Genomic DNA, 18,237 nt, shown 5'->3' with positions numbered 1-18,237 from the left:
GCAGCCCGCTAGGGCTGCTTTTTGTCTCACTCTTCGGTGAATGCCCCATATCGTTTAATTCTGACAACGCTGCATTTCGGCAAGACGCATTTTCGTTAAGGCTCGGCTCTTGCCAGGAAGAAAGTCGGAAAGGCCATCGCTTCCGGCAACCAAATCGCCGAAAAAATCAGATACAGAACATCTACGGGCAGTTTAGCTCGGAAAAATCAGGTTTTCGACAGGACAGATTATCTAGAAAAATCATCTACTTGGTGAAGGCTGTGGATACGTTCGTCTAACATCATGGAAACAACAGGAGGCTCCATGATGAATTATGCGAAACTGGGTGCAATCGGATTTGGCTTGTGGGGTCTGCTTCACATGGCCGGGGCAATCGTCATTTTGTCGGCCACATTGGGAACCGGTCCGGCAGCCGGATATGCCATCTATGGCTACGATGGCGGTCCCCTCCCTGGTGCAACCGGCGCAGTCCTGGCTTACTTTGCCTACTTCCTGGTCCTTTCCGGGGCAGTTGCGTTAGGCATCGCGGTCAAACTGAATTGGTCGAACTCGCAAGCGGGTCTTGCCGTTAATAGCGGACTGATACTTGCCGTTGAAATCGGACTGATCATCTTTCTGATCGTACCGGGTTATCTCTCCGTATTCGAAGCACTGCCCGGTTTTGTGTTCTTCGCCATGGGGGCGATACTGGGTGGCGTTGCGTGCATGCGGGATCCCAGCCATGTCTGAAGAGTTGATAGCAAGGGCCAAACAAGGCGACAGCAACGCGTTTTCGAACCTCGTTGAACACGACCTGCCGAAACTGCGCCGGATCACGCAGCGTATGGTCGGGCATCCGGAAGACAGCGAAGACGTCCTGCAGGACGGTCTTGCCAAGGCGTGGCGAAGTATCGCGTCATTCGAAGAGCGCTCCAGTTTCTCGACCTGGGTGACATCGATTGTTACACGGACAGCCGTCGATCACTTGCGCAAACAGAAACGCTGGCGCACCGAAGCGCAAGTGGCCTATGCCAATTTATGCGCACAGTCGGAGGAATTGTCGGGCGAAGTGGTCGGTGCGATCTCAGATCCGGAATTTGCCTATGAGGTTCATGAACACATCGCCTACTGTTTCGCGTGTGTCGGCAGATTTCTGCCGGTGGATGAACAGGCGGCACTCATTCTGCGGGACGTCTTGGACCTGTCCGCCCGTGAGGCTTCCAGTGTCCTTGGAATATCAGACGCTGTGCTGCGCCATCGTCTTTCCGCTGCCAGACGCGCCATGCAGGACAAATTCGAGGGTCTTTGTGCACTTGTCAGCAAACAGGGCATCTGCCACCAGTGTGCGGGCCTGAAGATGGCAGCAGGTGGTGCCGAGACCGCTGTGTTTCCAGACATCACGGACCTCGCTGACCGGATGGCCATTGTCCGAAAGGCGGAACCCGGGTCGATGGCGGGACTTCACGCCAACTTCTGGCGCAGGACGAAACAGATAGAAGAGACCGGCGAAGGCTCGACAGAACCGCTCTCCGGTTGCGGAGAAACTGAAGATGTCAACAAAACCTAAGCGCTTGCCGCTTCCAAAGAGGTTCAGCGCCGCGCTTACCGAGGATGCATATGCGAAGCTTCGAGAGCTCAACGCTCAATGGCATTTCGGAAACAACTACCTGCTGACCATACTGTTGGAGAACTTCGACGAAATCGTCGATCAAGAAAAACTCGACAAGGTCATGCGGGCGTTTAGCGCGAAATACGGGCAGCCGGATGCCGGTGGCATGAAATAGCAATGACAGCAACGCGTAGATTCAAAAGCGATCACCAGAACTGAACTTGCGTTCACGTCTTGTAATGACGCGCTGTTGCTTTAGCGCCCGTTAAGCTTCCACGGCCAACTTCGGTCCATCCAATGGGATGGAACATATCGAAGGAGATGGACATGGACGTAGGATCTGCAGGCGCGGCTGCAAGCAGCGCTCAGGCACTTAAATCGGATGCGTATTCTTCAAAGCCGACTGCTCCGGGGCAATCCGGTGCGTCGAGCGTTGACACGGCGGCCAGTGCGTCAAGCACTCCGGCATCACCCCCGCCCGGATTAGGCGAAGCTGTTGATGTGCAGGCATAACTGATCGGTACAAAGCGTACCGGACAAAAAGTTGAACCTTTCAAATGGTTTGACGCTGTTCTGCACAAATGAAAAAGCCCGGCCTAAAGTGCCGGGCTTGTTTCTGCCGAATGTCACCGCGCGTTAGCGCGCCGATGCATCCGTGTTCGACTTGTCCGCCTTGGCCCAATTCAGGCGGCGAATGGATTTATTCGCATCACCGAAAGAGCGGTACAGCTTGCGCGGAAGCCAGCTGAGACGGGGACGGTTGTAAGTCAGACCGTCACGAACAAGTAAACAATGTGCAGCATGTAAATTCATCTTAAATCTCCTTGAACCCAACATAGTGCACATAGTGCGCATTCACAAGCCGGTCAAGTTACGACGGTTAATTAAATTTCTGTAACAGAGTCAGAGACTACTTAAAAATTTTGCCACGCTCATGACGAACACCATGCCTCGCGCGACGCCAGCATGAGATTTCGCCGGCCCGGCAAATGCGTTCCGACAAATAAGTAGATTGAAAAAAATGTTGTCGGCGTTACCATCGCTCGTCAATGCTTTAACTTGTAGGCCCGTGAGACATGGGCACCCTCTTGGACGGGAACGCATGGTGAAACTTTCACAATCCGAGAAGAAGTTCTTGCGGTTGCTGAACGCAGGCCGCCACCGGTTTGTGGACGTGCAAGACCTGCGTCTTCACGCTCTTGAGGAGGCAGGCCTGTTGCGCAGGATTGGTGCAATGCCACTCGACGTCGTCCTGACGGGCGAAGGACGCAAGTTTCTCGAAGACTTGTAAACGCTTCTTTGGGCTGTGAAGGCAACCGGGCCCTGGCCTCTCACTCACCAAAACCCGATTGACGTTGCGTTTGGGGTGCCAGGTCTTTCGGGACAGCATGGACATTCGCGAAAACCGCGAATTCAGACGCCCATCCAGACCAGCTCCAGCCTTATGCCGCCCGGTTCAGCAAACATCATATGCTTTCGCGGCCCTGCCCCCATGAACTCCGGCATGAACTCGATAACCACCCCGGGCCAAGCGGCCACTTCGTCCGCGAGACGCAGCAGTTCCGCTTCCGTATCGACCTCCAGGGCGAGGTGATGCAGCCCGATATTGTGTCTCCGATCGAAAGCTTTGGGTGGAAATGAGTGATCGACCTGCCAGAGCGTAAGGCGCAATTTTCCGTCCGTGATCGAATTTCTTGGGTAGGACTCATCCCGGGCGGTTTCCTGCCAACCCAAAACGGACTCAAAAAAGCGCGTTGTCTGATCGAGATCGGCGACTGCCAATCCGAGATGGTTCAAACCCGATGTATTCGACACGAAATTCTCCGACAACATTTACGTCTTCAGTCCGGTACCACACGCGATAGCCTGCCGGCACCAAAGACACAACGCCGAGGCTGTGCCCCAAAAAACCTTCGTTTAGGAACGGTAGCCTTGAGAACCCGCTTTATTTGTAAATCAACTTTGCGGTTACGATCGCGCCAACCAGGATGACCGATATCACGTTCGCCACGATGAGTGGCCACGCGTCAATGGCAATCCCGTAGATGAGCCATAGCGCAACGGTCGCAAGAACGAGGAGGTTCGCAGAAAGTGACAGGTCCTTCGTTTCCCGCGTACGCCAGGTTTTTATCGTTTGCGGCAACCAGCATATGGTCCCGAGAATTGCTGCAATAAAGCCAATTGTCTCTGCCAAAATCACCTCTCTTTTATTGGTATGCCTCGTCTTGTGCCGAAACCATCAGGACGACACTCTTTGAAGCGCTAGCTGGAGCCGCCGTTGGTACTATCGGCTCGTATGCTCGCGTAAAGCGCGCGGGAACCTCTGCCTCTTGGAATTCTGGCAGGCTGGTACCTGGCCGACGGCGCTGCCTTGCGCCGAAGGCACACCGGCCTTTGCATCTGCCCTATCCTGAAGTCTTCGGAGAGTTGAGAAGTTTAGATCTTTGCAACCGCATCGAAGCATTTGCAAGCCGAATCTTCAAATCCCGATTTCTGGAAAGACACCCTTGCCACGCAAGGGTGTTGAGACGCACCACTAAACCGGTGGCGGGCAATTTATTAAAGGGGATTGGATTGCCCGATGCTGGCGGTCACTTAATACGGTAGCCCAATAACCTCACTTGCATCAGTCCGCATCCTGCCTTAAGAACGAATCTCGTTAACCACCTGCTTACGCTTTTGTCTCAAGCTTGGTGGCTATTACGGCAAGACGACTAAAGGCCAGAGTTGAAACCCATGATCGCGGCACGCGACATTTCCGGTTCTACGATCCACGCGCTGAATGAGCGCGGCGGCCTCCTCCTACTTGGCGATCTCCTCCTTCTTAGATGCCCCTGAGCGTCGGCTGCTCCGCGTTTTGATCTGGCGGAACGGACACTTAGGGGAGATACTTCGACACAACGCATTACGAATTCCGGATCGCGTGACGGTTCCGCCTGACAGAATGGGCCGGAACTGCCGATCCAAGCCAGGGACGAAACGACATGACTGCCACCTCTGAAACGGATCATATCCGCATCTTCGACACGACCTTGCGCGACGGCGAACAATCGCCCGGCGCTTCCATGACGCTGGAAGAAAAACTGCAGATTGCCGAAATCCTCGACGACATGGGCGTCGACATTATCGAGGCAGGTTTTCCAATTGCCTCCAACGGTGACTTCGAAGCCGTCAGTGAGATCGCCAAGCGCTCGAAGAACTCCGTGATCGCGGGCCTCGCCCGCGCGATCCATGCCGATATCGACCGCTGCGGTGAAGCGGTAAAGCATGCCGCCAAGGGCCGGATTCACACTTTTGTCTCCACCTCGCCAATTCATCTGAAGTTTCAGATGAACAAATCCCAGGACGAGGTGATGGACATCATTACCGATACCGTGACCCGCTCGCGTAACCTGATCGACGATGTCGAGTGGTCCGCCATGGACGCAACCCGCACGCCGATCGATTACCTGTGCCGCTGTGTGGAGGCTGCCATCAAGTGCGGTGCAACCACCATCAATTTGCCCGACACGGTCGGATACGCGACGCCGGATGAATACAAAGCCATGTTCGAGGACATCCGCGAGCGCGTGCCGAACAGCGACCAGGCCATCTTTTCGGTCCATTGCCACGACGATCTGGGACTGGCCGTTGCCAATTCTCTGGCTGGTGTCGCAGGTGGTGCCCGCCAGATCGAATGCACGATCAACGGCCTCGGCGAACGTGCAGGCAACGCCGCGCTGGAAGAGATCGTCATGGCGATCCGCACGCGCGGAGACGTTCTGCAATACACCACACAGATCGATCCGCAATTCATGGTCCGTGCATCCAAAATGGTTGCTGGCGCATCGGGCTTTGCTGTTCAGTACAACAAGGCGATCGTCGGCAAGAATGCCTTTGCGCATGAGAGCGGCATTCACCAGGACGGCATGCTGAAGAATGCGGAAACCTACGAGATCATGCGTCCGGAAGACGTCGGCGTGAAAGCAACGTCGCTGGTGATGGGCAAGCATTCCGGCCGTCATGCCTTCCGCGACAAGCTGCGCGAATTGGGCTTTGAACTGGGCGACAACGCCTTGCAGGATGCCTTCCGCCGCTTCAAGGACCTGGCCGACCGCAAGAAACATGTCTACGACGAAGACATCGAGGCGCTGGTAGAGGATGAAATCAACATCCTGGGCGAAAGCACCAAGGTTATTGCCTTGACCGTGATCGCCGGCACCGGAGGTCCGCAAAAGGCGATCCTGACGATGGACGTCAACGGCCAGCACATCACCAAGGAGGCAACCGGCGACGGTCCGGTCGACGCGACTTTCAACGCGATCAAGGCCATCGTGCCCCACGAGGCCACCTTGTCGCTCTACCAGGTTCATGCCGTCACCGAAGGCACTGACGCACAGGCCGAAGTCTCCGTGCGCCTGGAAGCCGAGGGCCGCATTGCAACCGGAAAAGGCGCCGATACCGACACGCTGGTCGCCTCCGCGCGTGCCTATGTGTCGGCCATGAACAAACTCGCCCTGCGCCAGCAGACCGGCAACCCGGGCGCCTTGCAGGCCGTCTGATAGGAACAGATCCCTGAAACGGCCACTTGCCGTTTCAGGGATCAATGTTCACGGTTTTCAGTCAGATGAACCGTTCCAGATACTCGTTCGAATAATCGATCTCCATTTCCACCCAGATGGGCAGGTGATCGGACATCTCGAAACTTGCGAAGAACTTTTCGTAGTCCTTGTCCCAGTTCTTGTAAGGCTTGCCGTCGCGCGCCTCGAGTGCGATGGGCTCATAGTGATCTTTCTCATCCGGACGGTATACGGCGGTGCGCCAATCGAAACTGCCGGACTGAAGGCACCGGGTTCGGCTCTTTTCGCCGGTGAAGGCGATCTGGTCGTAATGTTTGGTGCCCTTGAGATTGGTCGCCCCAAAGAGTGGCGCGAAGAGCCCATGTTTCTTAAGCCCGGCCATGATTTCATCGTCGCGGGATTCAATATTCATATCACCGATCAGGACATAGACCTGCCCCTCCTTCTTCGCGCGCTTTGCCGCCAGTTTCGCGAGGATTTCCACTTCGGCAGCGCGCATCTTCTTCTTATTCTTGGTGCTTCCACCGAAGATGATGTGAACGCTCATAAGCGTGAACTTGAACCAACCGGCCTGGAACGACGCAAAGAACGGCGTGCGTGCAATCTGGCCATGATCAAGCAGCGATTCCGGTGGCAGCACGACCTCGCCAACTAGGTTGCGGAAAAAGACCTTGTTGGTGTTGAAAAAGAACGCTTGGCGTTCCGTGTTTCCCTTGCTGCCCGCGGTCACGTCCGTGACGATATACGACCAGTTCGGCCCGAGCAGCGTGTTCAGCTTGTTGAGCGGATCCAGGTCTTCCTTGACCTCCTGGATCGCGCAAACATCGAAATGTCCGATGATCTCGGCGATGTAGTGAAAGCTCTCGTCGCGGCGCGGTTTGCCGTCATCAAATGCGCGGATGTTCCAGGACCCGATCACGAGGCTGTTCGGGTCACGGTCTCCAAGTTTGCTTTCCGCGAGATCCGCACGAAGCTTCAGCAGGTGTTCCGCGATCCATTTCGCCTTCTCCGGGTTCTTTTCCCGGTCCTTGTACCGATTGAGCCAATGATAAAATGCCATGTCCAAATACCTTGTGTTTGAAATGAAAAATGGGCGCGAAGCGCCGACACCCGCCCCGCGCCCCTGCTACCGTGACGGGTTCACCTGAACAAAACAATCAAAAGAATGAAGCTTGAAAAAGTACAAGCGGCGCTAAACGCGAGTTCGGACTGGATCTGATTCCGGCCGCCCGCCCCGTGTCGGACTGTCCCTGAATATGCGGCGCAAGGGAGCTGATCAGACCACCTCATGCCGCTCAATCCGGTAAAACGTGCAGGGAACCCCATCCCTTTCCATATCGAACCAATAGGTGAACCCCGCCTTTTTCATCACATTGAGTGACGCCAGATGCCGCGTATGGGCAAAGGCAATCAGGAACCTGTTGTCTGTATTCTCGAAAAACCAGTTGGCAAGTCCCTTGGCGATCTCGGTCGCATAACCCCGCCCCCACGCATCCTGCTTCAGGCTGTAGCCAACCTCAAATCCGTCGGGCGCGTTCATCCAGCTCAACCCGGCACGTCCGATGAAGTTCCCGTCCCGGGTCAGCAGCTTCCATTTGGAAAGACCCTTTTCGCGGTGCAATTGAATGTAAGTGTCCAGCCGCCGCTCGACCTCTTCCGCGCCCATCGGTGCAAGACCCGGCGACAGATACCGGTTGACCTCGGGGTCGGAGTGAAGCTCAAGGAGAAGCGGAAGATCTGTGTCCTGAAAGGGCTCAACCCGAAGGCGCTCGGTCGTCAGAATAATTTCGGTCAAATCTCAGTCTTCCAAAAGAAAAGCCGCGTTCAACACGGCCAAGGTTACGGTTTCTTTTGGGGAATATCCAGCCTGCAACCGGAAGTCGGTATCAGGCACTCATCAGGTAAGACTGCATGGAGGGGCTGAAAAGCTGAAAGACGTCAGCCTGCATGCCCTCGATCACCTTGCTTTCCCGGTGAGAAAACCCGACATCACGGACCACGTTGCGCACATCCCTGTTGTCCGTCCGAACGACGGCCACAAGGTGCGAGAAATAGGTGTTTTCGAAGAACCAGCCAGACAGCGCTTCGCACAGTCTTGTTGCCAGCGTTTCGTCCTGCGAAAGCACGTCGTTGAGCAGACAGTAGTTCAGGCTGATTTCCGATGTTTCGCTGACAGGCGTGAACCCGGCCCAGCCGAGAAATCGGCCGTTGTCGGAAACAGCCTTCCATTTGGCAAAACCCAGATCCGCCTGGTTCTGCAAGGCAGAGCGCACAAGATCAGCCGCATCCGCGATCGTGCAGTCGGTCGAATATTCAATACATCGGTTGCCAAATGGGTCGGAGTGAAGGTTTTTGACGAGATTTATGTCGGACGGGGAAAAGGGAACAAGCCGCACTGAGCCACATTCGAGAAATATCGTCTGCACCGTGGTCCTCCTATGCAATCAGGTCATGCGCCAGTGTTCTGAAGGAAGTTTGAAAACTCCCGGGACTCGATTGCCGGACGCGTAACCCTGAATTGTGCCAACCCGAAGGCAGACCAAAGTATAATGTCAAAAAAGGCAAAAATATATGCGTATTACCAACAGGTTATCGTAAAACCGCTTGCTGCATTGCACCACCTTTAAGTTGACTTGGTGACATTAGCCTGCCTTCCATAAACAGTCGTTGTCGATTCCCTTTGACGGATCAACCCGTTGCCAATCCGGCATCTGGTTTCGAAACCACGTTTCCTGCCGCTTAGCGTATTGCCGCGTTGCAACAGTGAGCCTGTGGACTGTTTCTTCCAAATCTGTGGTTCCCGACAGATAGTCCCGTGTTTCGCTGACGCCGATCGCCCGCATTGCCGGGAGTTTTTCGGAAAGATTCAACGCAAGCAGTCTTTTGACCTCAGCGACACCGGCTTCTTCCAGCATAAGGCGTGCGCGCTGCTCGATACGGGAATGCAGCCAGGACCGGGGCGGGCCCAGCACGATCCGGGTGCAGCTGTCCGGCGTCAGGAAAGGCGCGGACTGCGCTTTCTGCTGCCAAAGGCTGAGCGGCTTGCCCGTTGCCTGTAGCACTTCCAGCGCGCGTGTAAGCCGCTGGGGATCGGCAAGCGACTGTGCGGCTGCCTCATCGCCAAGCAAAGAGAGCTGCTTCTTCAGCCCCTCCACACCTTCCCGGTCCGCGAGTTCCCGCGCAGCATCTCGTATCTCCTCGGGGATCTCCGGCAGTTCGGCAAATCCTTCCGTTAGTGCCTTGAAATAAAGACCCGTTCCTCCAACCAGGATCGGGGTCCTGCCTTCGGCTTCGACAGTTTCAATTTCCTGTGTCGCCAAACGCAGCCAAGCGCCGGTGGAAAACGCGGTCGATGCGGGCAAGAAACCGTAGAGCCTGTGCGGAACCCGGCCTTCCTCGGCAATTGACGGACGGGCGCTGACAATGCGCAAATCTTCATAGAGCTGCATGGAATCGGCATTAATGATCACGCCATCACAAGCTTCGGCAAGATCCAGCGCCAAAGCGGACTTGCCGCTTGCAGTCGGGCCCGCTATCAGAATGGCGCGGCCTTCAACAAGCTGTTTCCTTTCGCCTTCCAGGGATGCATCCATGTCTTTTGTTGCCACTTTGGTGTCTACTCCAACAGCCCCGGCTGTCGATCAGGAACTTGTCAGGCGCGCTGAAGACGCCCTCGGTGTACGCGACGCGGCGACAATCCTGAGCGCAGGGGTCGCTGCCGATATCCGTTTCGAAGCACCTGACGCAGCTTCCGCCGATACCATGCTGCGCGAACTCATAGCTTCCGCACCCGTTGACGTCTTTGTGCAGCCCGAACGCGGCCGCCGCAAGCACCTTCTCATTGCCGATATGGATTCCACCATGATCCGGCAGGAGTGCATTGACGAACTGGCTGCCGAACTCGGGCTCAAGGACAGAATATCGGGGATCACCGAACGCGCCATGCGCGGCGAAATCGAATTTGAACCGGCACTGCGTGAACGGGTCGGTCTTTTGACAGGATTGCCCGTTTCGGCAATCGACACGGTCCTGAGCAACCGGATCGTCCTGATGCCGGGTGGACGTACGCTGGTCCAGACAATGAAGGCAAATGGCGCCTATTGCGCACTGGTATCCGGTGGTTTCACGCACTTTACAAAAGCCGTTTCCGCAATGATCGGGTTCGACGAAAACCAGGCCAACACACTTCTGGAAGAAGACGGCAAGCTTACGGGCCGGGTCAGTGAACCGATTCTTGGCAAGGATGCAAAACGTTCGCGCCTGGAAGAGCTGGTAGCTGAAAAGAGCCTTGCCTTTGAAGACTCGCTGGCTGTCGGTGACGGGGCCAATGACCTGGCCATGATTGAAAAAGCGGGGTCAGGCGTTGCGTACCGGGCGAAGCCGGCCGTTGCAAAAGCGGCTGATTTCCGCATCGACCACGGTGATCTGACGGCCTTGCTGTATTTGCAGGGATATTCGGAGACGGAATTTGTCCTGAGCTGAACCGCTTCGCTCATGCATTCCGCAAATCTAGGGACAATTCCAGGTCCAAATGAAATCCGCCCGGTGTGAGAAAACCGGGCGGTTGCAGTTGGCAGGCGGGGGGTAGGTCCGCCAGCTGGGAGCCGGTTCAATGCCGGCCTCCGCGTTATTGCCTTGGATCAGGTGACCGGAGCGCGGTAATCGTCGGATGCGCTTGTACCGGCAACTTCGTGGGTCCACTCGCACTTGCGGTAGGTGAAGGAGAATTGGTCGATGTCGCCGCGCGAGGCGTTGGCTTCGTCGTTGACGTCCGGAAGGATCGTCTTGCCTTCCACCAGAACCGCGTCGATGAACTTGATCGTGTAGTAGTGCTCCTGAACGCCGGCTGTGGACGTACGCCAGAACTCGACTTCGATTTCGAGCGCTTCACCGGTGGCAAGCGCCTGCCAGAAGAGAGGGGTTGCCTTGTCGATCGGCTTGACGAAAGTCGTCGGCAGGTGGCGGCGTGTTGCGATGATCGAACCGGACTGCGGGTCACGCGGCACGACTGCATTCTGTTCCAGGGCATAGACCAGGGACTGGCCTTCATGGCCTTCCTGCCACAGGTTGCCGATGCTGTCGCCTGTGGTTGCGTCTGCGGTTATGTCGCCTTGGGTTGCGCCTGTGGCTTTCAGGTATGCGATATTGGACATTTTGATCTCCTGGCTCTGTGCTGCTCGGCAGCTTTGATTTGAATTCCGGGGCGCTTGATTTGTGTTTGGCGCCGATGCCAGGAGAATTGCAACGGGTGTGCCAGTTTCCCAATTTTTCGACAAATCATTGAAAAATATGAAGATATTTTATTATCGCGGTTCATTAACGACCATGTCACTGTGCAGATTTCTGCACAGCTGCGGCTAAGCTGCGAGAAAACACGCGCAGGTCCGGTGTGACGAACATCACAAAACGCGTTCTAAAGGCCTGCCGGGAGGCAAGTTGGAACGCTGAACGTGCGAAAATCCCACAACTGGAAACATTCATTTGCCAAGCACGCGGGAAATTTTCACGCGCAAAAGACCGTCCACGCTGAATGGGAGCTGCCCCGAACAGATGGCGGTGGCTGGAGGTCAAACGCGAGAACCCGCCGGATGCTGCGCGACCATGCGCATGCGGTGTTCGACTTGATTGCGTCTTCTTGCCCCCTTAGGCTTTCAGGCAACCAATGCTGGAACCTGCTTTGAAAGGAAACGCCCAGATGGCGGCAAGCGACAAGGGGAAGGCCATTCTTGAGAATGCCTACAGGCTCTCGACCCCGGACGACAACAAAACGTATTATCGGGAATTCGCGCGGTCCTACGACGAAGACTTTGCCGATGCGCTTGGGTTTGTCTATCCGCAGACCATTGCAAAGATTTATTCTGCAAACGCCCTGCCGAAGGACATTCCGGTCGCCGATATCGGTTGTGGCACGGGTCTGGTTGCCGAGGCGCTCGCCCTCCCCGCGCGGGATATCGACGGCATGGACATTTCCTCGGAAATGCTGTCCCACGCTGCCAGGAAATCGCTTTACCGCCACACGTACGAAATCGATCTCACAACGGATCTGTCGCCAATCTGCAACGACTACGGCGCGGTGGTGTCTTCCGGAACTTTCACCCATGGGCACCTTGGACCGGATGTACTGACCAGTCTCCTCGCAATTGCAAGCGCAGGTGCCCTCTTCGTCATCGGCGTGAACCGTTCACATTTTTCAAGTCTTGGCTTTCAGGAGACACTTGCCGGTTTGGCAAGTGTCCGGCGGATATCAGAGCCCAGCCTTGAGGAGGTCCGGATATACGCGAAAGATGATCACGAACATTCGGGCGATATGGCAATGGCAGTATCCTTCCGGAAACTGTGACCCGCCGAATATCACCCGCCCCTATCCCGACCGTCCGGCCGGAACGTGCCACCCGGAACTCAGGTCGATATGCTGTACTGAATGGTCTTCGATGAGATCCTCGTAGCCCTCTGGAAGAAAGGACTGCTCCCACGCGTCTCCGAAGCGCTGCTTGATGGCGTCGATATCTTTCCAGAGAGATGCGAAAACGAGCGTGTTCTCGTCGCTTTCGGTCCCGCGGCCGAAAAAATAACCTTCATTTCCCGGCTCGTTTTTGACGACATCAGCCGAGGTCGTCGCAAACTTTTCAAGAAGTATTTCCGCGAAGCCGCGTTTGACCGTCACCTGAAAAAGACGCAGCAGAGGACCGCCTTCATTAAACTGAGCAATCATGTTTTTCCTTCGAGTTAGTTTTGGATCCGGTCAGCTTTCGAGCCTGGACCAATCCTGTTCAACATATGAAACCGACAATCGAGAGTTCAAAAAAGAGCCTTTGATACGCACCCGCGTTGAACGACCACAGGAAGACGAGAGCCAGGCTTGCCAAGGCACAAAACAGACTCGCCTGAAACCATGGCCGATCAGGCATTTCCCGCAAGCCCCTGAAGCCTGGGCACTTTAGACACCAATGGCCTTTCATCGATCGGAAGATGAAGCAAAGCGGCGATCAAGCCGAACAGGACAACACTCCACCACATAAGATCGTAGCTTCCGGTTCGTTCAAACACGAGACCGCCTAGCCAGGCGCCCAGGAAACTGCCGATTTGATGCATGAAAAAGACGATCCCGATCAGCGTCGCAAGAAAACGCGGCCCGAAAACCTGAGCGACGATACCCGTCGTAAGCGGAACAGTGCCCAGCCAGGTAAACCCCATAACCGCAGCGAAGACCAGCGTCGACACATCGGACACCGGGAGCATGACGAACATTGCGATCGCACTCGACCTTGCCAGGTAGAGACCGATCAGTACTTTCTTTTTGCTCAAGTAGTCGCCGACCGCACCACACGCGAGCGTGCCCGCGATGTTCGTCGCCCCGATGGTCGCAAGTGCGGTCCCGCCGAGCCAGGCTCCCAGCTGCCGGTCCTGGAGGTAGGCCGGCAGATGCGTTCCGATAAAAGCGAGCTGAAATCCGCAGACGAAAAAACCAAGGACGAGCAGCACGAACCCCCGGTGCCCGAGCGCCTGCGACAATGCCTCGGCAAGAGATTGATCCGCACTTTGCACATCCGTTCGACCGGACAGGAAAGGCGCAAGAACACATATCGTGAGAGCCACGACCGCCAGGCTCACAAATGCCATCGACCAACTCAGAGCATCGATCAGGCCCAAAGTGACCGGAACGGACAGAAAGATCCCCAGTGATCCGCCAAGCGACGCAACTCCAAGCGCGGTGGAGCGGCGCTCCGGAGGATACCGGCGTCCGACAGCTCCCAGAACCACGGCATAGGTCGTGGCACTCAAGCCAATGCCAACCAGAACGCCAAGACCGAGCACCAAACCGAGAGCGGAAGAGGCAAGCGACGCGCAAATCAGCCCGCCGGCATAAAGGGCACCACCTGCGAAGATGACCCGCGCGCTTCCATACCGGTCGGCGATCATTCCTGCGAATGGTTGTGCGAGACCCCAAATCAGGTTCTGCAATGCGACCGCGAATCCGAATGTTTCCCGGTCGACACTTTGAATACCTTCGGTAACCGGGTTCAGAAACAGCCCGAAGGAATGCCGCATTCCGATCGCAACAAGCGCGACAACCGAACCGGCAAGCAAGACAATTCGCGGGTCGCTGAGGTACCTGCCTGCCGCGACATTCTTAACATGCATTCAAGATCTCCCGATGCTGAAACCGATGCGACGGACGTGCCGCATCAGTCGCCTCTGTTGCGTCTGCGCTCGCCCTCGCCTGAGGTCACTATTGAGGTGATTTCACTGCGATCGATGGCCAGATCCCGAAGCGTCGAGCTGCTAAGATTTTCCAGTTCATTGCGGTCGCGTCGTTTCTGTCGCCAGGCGTGAAAATCTGCGCGCCAGGCGGCAAGACGCGAACCACTTGGTTTTGCTTCAGGCACTGCTCCGATGGTTAGTTCCCTGGTCAAAGATCTCACCCGCTAGAGCTTCAAGACAGGTTGAATGTGATGTACCGCTTGTTATTGATCAAAACGTATTGTTCAATGAATGATATGTATGAGGCCAATATCAGAAGTATCGATCTGAACCTGCTTGTTGCCTTTGATGCGCTTCACAAAGAGCGCAGCGTGACACGGGCGGCAGCACGTCTTGCGTTAACGCAACCAACGGTTTCGGGCATGTTGAAGCGGCTTCGACAGGTGTTTGATGATGACTTGTTCATCCGCACGTCCCACGGCATCACACCGACTCCGAGAGCGGACGCGATCGCACCCCAAATCGATGAGGTTCTGGGCGGCGTACGCACGTTACTTGAGCCAGACGATTTCGATCCTGCAACGTCTCACTTCACAGCAAGGATTTGCGGAAGCGACTATCTGCAACACACGATCCTGAACACATTTTCCAAAACGGTTTTCAGTGCTGCTCCCAATGCACGTGTTTCCGTATTGCCACGGCCCGCAAGCGGCATCGTCGATCAAATGGAGCGGGGCGAAGTTGATCTGATATTGAGCGATCGGGATCTGGCCGTGCCTGACCTCCCGGCGCGTTTACTCTATAGCGACGGGTTTGTTTGCCTTTCCAGTTACCCGGACATGCAGGACGGAGAGGAAATGTCCCTGGATCGGCTCTGCATGCTGCGGCACGCATTCGTCGATCCGACAGGCGGCAGTTTCCGCGGACCGATCGACGAAGCTTTGGCGGTTACCGGCAGGAACCGGCAAGTCGTGCTGGCCGTCCCCACATTCGCAATGCTGATCCACCTCATGAAATCGCAAAGCCTCGTGGCATTCATACCTGAACGAATTGCCGGTTCCTTCGACCACAATTTCGCTCGAGTGGTTACACCACTGAAGCTTCCTGGCCTCGAAATCGTTGCAAACTGGCACCCTCGCATGCAGCGCGACGCCAGGCATATGTGGCTCAGAGACGTGCTTTTGTCTGTGGCAAGAACGTAGTTGCAATTGAAAGGCGGGCACTCTTTCAAACAATAAAACCGCCCGGCATTGGAGCCGGGCGGTGGCAGCTTTCAGGAGGGGCGGCCTTCCAGCTGCTGACCGGATTAAGTCCGGTCCGGGGGATTTGGATCAGGTGACCGGCGCACGGTAATCGTCGGATGCGCTTGTGCCGGCAACTTCGTGGGTCCACTCGCACTTGCGGTAGGTGAAGGAGAACTGATCGATGTCGCCACGCGAGGCGTTGGCTTCGTCGTTGACGTCCGGAAGGATCGTCTTGCCTTCCACCAGAACCGCGTCAATGAACTTGATCGTGTAGTAGTGCTCCTGAACGCCGGCTGTGGACGTGCGCCAGAACTCGACTTCGATTTCGAGCGCTTCACCGGTGGCAAGCGCCTGCCAGAAGAGCGGGGTTGCCTTGTCGACCGGCTTGACAAAAGTCGTCGGCAGGTGGCGGCGTGTTGCGATGATGGAACCGGACTGCGGGTCGCGGGGCACGACTGCGTTCTGTTCCAGGGCGTAGACCAGGGACTGGCCTTCATGGCCTTCCTGCCACAGGTTACCGATGCTGTCGCCTGTGGTTGCGTCTGCTGTCATGTCGCCTTGGGTTGCGCCTGTGGCTTTCAGGTATGCGATATTGGACATTTTGATCTCCTGGCTCTGTGCTGCTCGGCAGCTTTGATTTGAATTCCGGGGCGCTTGATTTGTGTTTGGCGCCGATGCCAGGAGAATTGCAACGGGTGTGCCAGTTTGCCAACTTTTCGACAAGCTATTGAAAAATATGATGATATTTTATTTTCGCGGCGCATTAACGACTGTGTCACTGTGCAGATTTCTGCACAGCTGCGGCTAAGCTGCGAGAAAACACGCGCAGGTCCGGTGTGACGAACATCACAAAACGCATTCTAAAGGCCTGCCGGGAGGCAAGTTGGACCGCTGATCGTGCGAAAATCCCACGCCATGCACCAGCCGCAGCCGCAGAACTGCACCCGTTGATCGCACCGATCCGGAAATTTCTCTTACAGCCATCGCAGAGCAGCAGCGGCTAAAAAAGGAAAAGGGGCACTGTTTCCAGCGCCCCTTGAGCGTTGATATCTGTTTGGAGACCTATTCGTCTTCGATCCTCACGGGAACAAAGCGGACATCACCGGTCGGATTGGCGAGCAGCAGCAGCGCGGAACGGCGGCCGTCGTCCTTCAACTTGGCAATCTCCGTCTCCACGTCCTCGGGTGTCTCGACGGGCTCCTGAGCCACTTCCCGGATCACGTCGCCGGCGGTGATCCGTTTCTCCGCTGCGGACGAGTCGGGTTTGACTTCGGTCACGACAACACCGGTGACATCGGATTCAATGGAGAATTGTTCGCGCAATTCATCATCGAGCTCCGCCAGCATCATGCCCAGCACCTCGCTCTTGGCTACCGGTTCTTCTTCCGGCTGTTGATCTGTTTCGACACTGGCTTCTGTCGGAGTGTTTTCCTCAAGACGCTCCAGGATCACGCTGATGGTGACTTCGTCACCCTTGCGCAGGACCACCACTTCGACTTCCTTGCCGATCGCAGTCTCCGCGACCATGCGTGGCAGCTCGCGCATTTCCTCAACGTCATTGCCGTCGAATTTCAAGATGACGTCACCGGCTTCGATCTTGGCTTTCGCCGCCGGACCGTTTTCGGTCACGCCAGCCACCAAAGCGCCCATGGCCTCGTTCATTGCAAGGCTCTCAGCAATCTCGTCCGTGACTTCCTGAATACGCACCCCAAGCCACCCGCGGCGGGTCTCGCCGAACTCACGCAGCTGGTCGATGACACGCATTGCAGTTTTGGCCGGAATGGCAAAGCCGATACCGATGGAGCCGCCTGATGGGGAAATGATGGCGGTATTGATTCCGATCACATTGCCTTGCATGTCAAACAGCGGACCGCCGGAATTGCCCCGGTTAATGGACGCATCCGTCTGGATGAAATTGTCATAAGGGCCGGAGTTGATATCGCGGTTCCGTGCCGAAACGATGCCCACGGTAACCGTCCCGCCAAGACCGAAGGGATTGCCGATCGCCATCACCCAGTCGCCAACGCGGATCGATTCCGAATTGCCGAAATCAACGGCCTTGAGCGGTGTTTCCGGCTCGACCTTGAGCACGGCCAGGTCGGTTTTCTCATCGGTACCGATGATTTCCGCCCGCAGCTTGGTGCCGTCATTGAAGTTGGCAGTGATTTCGTCTGCCCCTTCAATCACGTGGTTGTTAGTAATGATGATGCCTTCGGTGCCATCGATCACAAAACCGGAACCCAGGGACTGGACACGTCGCGGTGCCTGCTCCCCGTTGTCCCTGTTCTGCCGGTTGAAGAATTCCTCAAAGAACTCCTGGAACGGCGACCCGTCCGGGACTTGCGGCATTGGCACCGATCTGCGGCCCTGAACGGTTTGCGCCGTTGAAATATTCACAACGGCATCGGCCAGGTTTTCGGCAAGATCAGCTACCGAAACCGGCCCCTGGGCCTGTGCGGTCTGTACAGGCTGGAATGCCACCATTCCGCCAAGCACAAGTCCCGCCGCAGCATAGGCGATCCGGGACATGCGACGGCGAACAAAAAATGGAGCCATAGGGCTTTCTCCTCATCCGTTCCGGTGCGGCTGTCTTTCAGACAAAACAGCGCATAGCTTCTAAAGACTTCTAGTCAAAATATAGAAC

General features: G+C 56.1%; 21 protein-coding genes. 8 read left to right on the top strand and 13 right to left on the bottom strand.

What is annotated here, in order from left to right; all coding sequences use genetic code 11:
- The first annotated feature begins 303 nt into the window (after positions 1 to 303).
- From Q0915_RS04170 to Q0915_RS04160, 3 genes are read left to right on the top strand one after another with little or no spacing between them, the layout of a single operon-like run.
- Positions 304 to 729: a hypothetical protein gene (locus Q0915_RS04170; protein WP_299473657.1), complete on the top strand. Its 426-nt coding sequence runs from the start codon at positions 304 to 306 to the stop codon at positions 727 to 729.
- Positions 722 to 1,546 (top strand): RNA polymerase sigma factor, encoded by an 825-nt coding sequence (locus Q0915_RS04165; RefSeq protein ID WP_299473654.1) that lies wholly within the window; start codon positions 722 to 724, stop codon positions 1,544 to 1,546. The genes Q0915_RS04170 and Q0915_RS04165 overlap by 8 nt, the downstream gene beginning before the upstream one ends.
- Complete coding sequence (locus tag Q0915_RS04160) at positions 1,530 to 1,763, top strand: hypothetical protein (protein ID WP_299473651.1); 234 nt, start codon at positions 1,530 to 1,532, stop codon at positions 1,761 to 1,763. Before Q0915_RS04165 ends, Q0915_RS04160 begins: the two co-directional genes overlap by 17 nt.
- 461 nt (positions 1,764 to 2,224) lie before the next feature.
- On the opposite strand, the gene Q0915_RS04155 is transcribed toward Q0915_RS04160, so the two are convergent.
- Complete coding sequence (locus Q0915_RS04155; protein ID WP_299473648.1) at positions 2,225 to 2,401, bottom strand: hypothetical protein; 177 nt, start codon at positions 2,399 to 2,401, stop codon at positions 2,225 to 2,227.
- Between the two features lie 289 nt (positions 2,402 to 2,690).
- On the opposite strand from Q0915_RS04155, the gene Q0915_RS04150 reads away from it, so the two are divergent.
- The gene (locus Q0915_RS04150) at positions 2,691 to 2,879 is read left to right on the top strand and encodes a hypothetical protein (protein ID WP_299473645.1); all 189 of its coding nucleotides are present in this window, start codon (positions 2,691 to 2,693) and stop codon (positions 2,877 to 2,879) included.
- Between the two features lie 122 nt (positions 2,880 to 3,001).
- On the opposite strand, the gene Q0915_RS04145 is transcribed toward Q0915_RS04150, so the two are convergent.
- Both Q0915_RS04145 and Q0915_RS04140 read right to left on the bottom strand, forming a co-directional pair.
- Positions 3,002 to 3,403 (bottom strand): VOC family protein, encoded by a 402-nt coding sequence (locus tag Q0915_RS04145; protein WP_299473642.1) that lies wholly within the window; start codon positions 3,401 to 3,403, stop codon positions 3,002 to 3,004.
- Between the two features lie 130 nt (positions 3,404 to 3,533).
- Complete coding sequence (locus Q0915_RS04140; RefSeq protein WP_299473639.1) at positions 3,534 to 3,788, bottom strand: SemiSWEET transporter; 255 nt, start codon at positions 3,786 to 3,788, stop codon at positions 3,534 to 3,536.
- A 784-nt stretch (positions 3,789 to 4,572) separates the two neighbouring features.
- On the opposite strand from Q0915_RS04140, the gene Q0915_RS04135 reads away from it, so the two are divergent.
- Positions 4,573 to 6,129: a 2-isopropylmalate synthase gene (locus Q0915_RS04135; RefSeq protein ID WP_299473636.1), complete on the top strand. Its 1,557-nt coding sequence runs from the start codon at positions 4,573 to 4,575 to the stop codon at positions 6,127 to 6,129.
- A 61-nt stretch (positions 6,130 to 6,190) separates the two neighbouring features.
- Here the strand turns inward: Q0915_RS04135 and Q0915_RS04130 are convergent, their stop codons facing one another.
- The 4 genes from Q0915_RS04130 to miaA form a co-directional block, all read right to left on the bottom strand.
- Complete coding sequence (locus tag Q0915_RS04130; protein ID WP_299473633.1) at positions 6,191 to 7,207, bottom strand: endonuclease/exonuclease/phosphatase family protein; 1,017 nt, start codon at positions 7,205 to 7,207, stop codon at positions 6,191 to 6,193.
- Between the two features lie 216 nt (positions 7,208 to 7,423).
- Positions 7,424 to 7,942: a GNAT family N-acetyltransferase gene (locus Q0915_RS04125; RefSeq protein ID WP_299473630.1), complete on the bottom strand. Its 519-nt coding sequence runs from the start codon at positions 7,940 to 7,942 to the stop codon at positions 7,424 to 7,426.
- A 91-nt stretch (positions 7,943 to 8,033) separates the two neighbouring features.
- Positions 8,034 to 8,573: a GNAT family N-acetyltransferase gene (locus Q0915_RS04120; protein ID WP_299473627.1), complete on the bottom strand. Its 540-nt coding sequence runs from the start codon at positions 8,571 to 8,573 to the stop codon at positions 8,034 to 8,036.
- A gap of 216 nt (positions 8,574 to 8,789) precedes the next feature.
- Positions 8,790 to 9,755, bottom strand: coding sequence for a tRNA (adenosine(37)-N6)-dimethylallyltransferase MiaA (miaA, locus tag Q0915_RS04115; RefSeq protein WP_366525228.1), 966 nt, complete (start codon positions 9,753 to 9,755; stop codon positions 8,790 to 8,792).
- Between miaA and serB the strand changes: the two genes are divergently transcribed.
- On the top strand, positions 9,739 to 10,629 hold the full coding sequence (gene serB, locus Q0915_RS04110; RefSeq protein ID WP_299473624.1) for a phosphoserine phosphatase SerB: 891 nt from the start codon (positions 9,739 to 9,741) through the stop codon (positions 10,627 to 10,629). The two genes, miaA and serB, sit on opposite strands and share 17 nt — an antisense overlap.
- A gap of 158 nt (positions 10,630 to 10,787) precedes the next feature.
- Here the strand turns inward: serB and Q0915_RS04105 are convergent, their stop codons facing one another.
- Positions 10,788 to 11,300: an Hcp family type VI secretion system effector gene (locus Q0915_RS04105; RefSeq protein WP_299473621.1), complete on the bottom strand. Its 513-nt coding sequence runs from the start codon at positions 11,298 to 11,300 to the stop codon at positions 10,788 to 10,790.
- A gap of 542 nt (positions 11,301 to 11,842) precedes the next feature.
- On the opposite strand from Q0915_RS04105, the gene Q0915_RS04100 reads away from it, so the two are divergent.
- Positions 11,843 to 12,487 (top strand): class I SAM-dependent methyltransferase, encoded by a 645-nt coding sequence (locus tag Q0915_RS04100; RefSeq protein WP_299473618.1) that lies wholly within the window; start codon positions 11,843 to 11,845, stop codon positions 12,485 to 12,487.
- 21 nt (positions 12,488 to 12,508) lie between these two features.
- Here Q0915_RS04100 and Q0915_RS04095 read toward each other — a convergent pair whose 3' ends face one another.
- The 3 genes from Q0915_RS04095 to Q0915_RS04085 form a co-directional block, all read right to left on the bottom strand.
- Complete coding sequence (locus tag Q0915_RS04095; protein WP_299473615.1) at positions 12,509 to 12,859, bottom strand: antibiotic biosynthesis monooxygenase family protein; 351 nt, start codon at positions 12,857 to 12,859, stop codon at positions 12,509 to 12,511.
- A gap of 188 nt (positions 12,860 to 13,047) precedes the next feature.
- Entirely contained in the window at positions 13,048 to 14,289 is a 1,242-nt protein-coding gene (locus Q0915_RS04090; protein WP_299473612.1) for an MFS transporter, read from the bottom strand.
- 44 nt (positions 14,290 to 14,333) lie between these two features.
- Positions 14,334 to 14,534 carry a DUF1127 domain-containing protein gene (locus tag Q0915_RS04085; protein ID WP_299474697.1) on the bottom strand — a complete coding sequence of 67 codons (201 nt, stop codon included), beginning with the start codon at positions 14,532 to 14,534 and terminating at the stop codon, positions 14,334 to 14,336.
- Positions 14,535 to 14,636: 102 nt separating this feature from the next.
- Here Q0915_RS04085 and Q0915_RS04080 point away from each other — a divergent pair, with 102 nt between their 5' ends.
- The gene (locus tag Q0915_RS04080) at positions 14,637 to 15,551 is read left to right on the top strand and encodes a LysR family transcriptional regulator (protein ID WP_299473609.1); all 915 of its coding nucleotides are present in this window, start codon (positions 14,637 to 14,639) and stop codon (positions 15,549 to 15,551) included.
- 129 nt (positions 15,552 to 15,680) lie between these two features.
- Here Q0915_RS04080 and Q0915_RS04075 read toward each other — a convergent pair whose 3' ends face one another.
- Together Q0915_RS04075 and Q0915_RS04070 are read right to left on the bottom strand one after the other, a co-directional pair.
- On the bottom strand, positions 15,681 to 16,193 hold the full coding sequence (locus tag Q0915_RS04075) for an Hcp family type VI secretion system effector (protein ID WP_299473606.1): 513 nt from the start codon (positions 16,191 to 16,193) through the stop codon (positions 15,681 to 15,683).
- 462 nt (positions 16,194 to 16,655) lie between these two features.
- Positions 16,656 to 18,077 (bottom strand): DegQ family serine endoprotease, encoded by a 1,422-nt coding sequence (locus tag Q0915_RS04070; protein WP_299474695.1) that lies wholly within the window; start codon positions 18,075 to 18,077, stop codon positions 16,656 to 16,658.
- Positions 18,078 to 18,237 lie beyond the last annotated feature (160 nt).

It is taken from the genome of uncultured Roseibium sp. (assembly GCF_947494555.1).
Taxonomy (GTDB): Bacteria; Pseudomonadota; Alphaproteobacteria; order Rhizobiales; family Stappiaceae; genus Roseibium.
The sequence above is the reverse complement of the archived record's forward strand: the minus strand, read 5'-3'. Positions and strand labels throughout refer to the sequence as shown.